Raw genomic sequence first — 2,215 nt, 5'->3', positions numbered from 1 at the left:
CAATATGCTGAACTGTGTTGGGCAAGTTATAGTGAGGGGTTGAATGAGGGTATGTTTAAAAATGAAGAAAGAAAATGGGGATTAAAAAATAAATCAGAATATTATACAGAAGATGATATTAAGGCATTAGAAAAGAATAATATTGAACTCCCAACCTACCACCAAGCTCTTACCGAATCTTCTTGTTTTATTTTTGATAAATATAATGTCAGCTTTGATAATGGGCAGGCAAATGAATTTATCAAACGTTATGAAGTCTTAGCCTTTACTCAAGATGATGATACGGGTTTTTCTGCTACTTTGTTTAATGATACTAAAAATGATGAGATAATTTTAGCTTTTAGAGGTATTGATATATTTAGGATTAATTGGAATCTTGTGAATGCTATAAAGTCTGGAGTAAAAATTTTTAGAGGCAAAGTTTCTATAAATTACTATTTAAGTATGCTTCAATTTTATGATGAAAAATTAAAATCTATTATCAATAATAAAAAAATTGTAGTTACAGGACATGTTTTTGGTGGGTATCTAGCTCAACTTTTTGCTTTATCTTTTCCTCAATATGTCCATAAAGTTTATACTTTTAATGCAGTAGGCATTACTTCTAATGAAATAACAAATTATGTTGATAAGACTAGTGAGATTGTTAATGAGGTAACTAAACAGATTGCTTTTGACTTTAGTATATATGATAGCAATATTGATGAATTTAGGAGCATTGTTGTTACTGATAGAATAAAAAATGTTATTAGCTTAGATAACGGCTTGCTTGTTTGCGATGATAAAACGATTCAAAATGAAATCCCAAAATATCTCCAAAGAGATTTTATAATAACACAACACAATTCTTATAATTATCAAACAGCACGAACAGGGGCTGCAAAATTGTTTAACGAAATTCACAAAGCACCAATAGGACATAATGTTTTTGTAAAAGTGAGAATAGATGATTTTTTGCCACATACTATTGATACAGAAGTTTTTACACTAAACCAAGATTTAAGCATAGCAGTTCAAAATCTTATTAACTATTTACCAAATAGCCATAAAGAATTGCCACAACTTTTACAACAAAGTGAAATTTATAGAATATGCACTATTGATATAATGAATACAGAAACAATACTGACACAATTTGGTAATCATTTACACCCTACCGAGACAATTATAATCAAACTTAATTTTCTTAAAATGCAAACTAAATTTGATGATTTTCAAAGAGGAAGATTAGCTAAAATTGCATTTAAAGGTCTAAAAGTAAGTTCTATTGCGAACTGTTTTGTTTATTTAATTTCAATTGATAATATTTATAAGGAGATTATAGCACAATCAAGAATTAAAGATGAAAGTTTCCTTATAAATTGTTATTGGTGTAATTGGGAAAACTTGCTTTGACAATCATATTAAAGGATTGATAATGATACATCAAAATTTATATTATGAGTTTGAATATATAAATGAAATAAGCGAAAATGGTTTAGTTGATAATTTTTTCAATCTTAGAAAACAAGATAAAAATTTTTATTTTAAAGAGGTTGCTTTAGATAGTATAGATTCTCTTACCAAAGATTCTCCCATTCATTTACTGAGAGCCCTATATACTTGCAAACCATTTGCTATTTGCAAAGAAAACGATGAAAGTTTTTTAGATAAAAAAAACGCAAGTAAAATTTTAGGTTATAAATCAGATTTTGCAAATATCTTTATTTTTAACAAATCTTCTCTCACCAATGAATACCTCCAAGCAAGAAAAGATTTGTATAAATCTCTAATAAACCTAAGAGAGGAGAGAAAACAAGACTATAAAGAGGAACAAGAGAGAATTTCACAATTAGGCTATGAAGAATATCAAGAAGAATTAAGAGAAAAACAATTAAGAGACAAACAAAGACAAGAACAAAGAACAAAACAAATCAGTTTTAATTCAAACAAGACCTCTAAAGACTCTCATCTTATCTTAGAATCCCAAGACAAAAGCATTCAAATCATATTCTTAGATAAAGTATATTCTAAAGACTTAGAAAATCTAAATGCTCAAGATTCTAAACCATTCTCTGTTTCAATGTCTAACCTTATCCATATCCACAACAATAAAATAGATATATTCACTAAAGATAAAACTTATATAGATATACAATCTTTATTAGAAGACTATCAAGACTATGGTATTACACAAGAATCTCTCAACTCTCCTCCTACTCAAATCTTTTTCTAC

The 2,215-nt window shown here is 27.7% G+C and carries 1 protein-coding gene and 1 pseudogene; both read left to right on the top strand.

The window, feature by feature from the left end; translation table 11 throughout:
• A partial coding sequence (locus OQH62_RS08450) for a lipase family protein (protein WP_266016111.1) occupies window positions 1–1,395 on the top strand: 1,395 nt, incomplete at its 5' end.
• 22 nt (window positions 1,396–1,417) lie between these two features.
• Window positions 1,418–2,215 (top strand): annotated as a pseudogene (locus tag OQH62_RS08445) (hypothetical protein); the annotation flags it as partial.

The sequence above is a fragment of the Campylobacter sp. MIT 21-1684 genome (genome assembly GCF_026241315.1).
In the GTDB taxonomy this organism is placed as follows: domain Bacteria; phylum Campylobacterota; class Campylobacteria; order Campylobacterales; family Campylobacteraceae; genus Campylobacter_D.
Note: the sequence above shows the minus strand (reverse complement) of the source record. Positions and strands in the feature narration are given on the sequence as shown.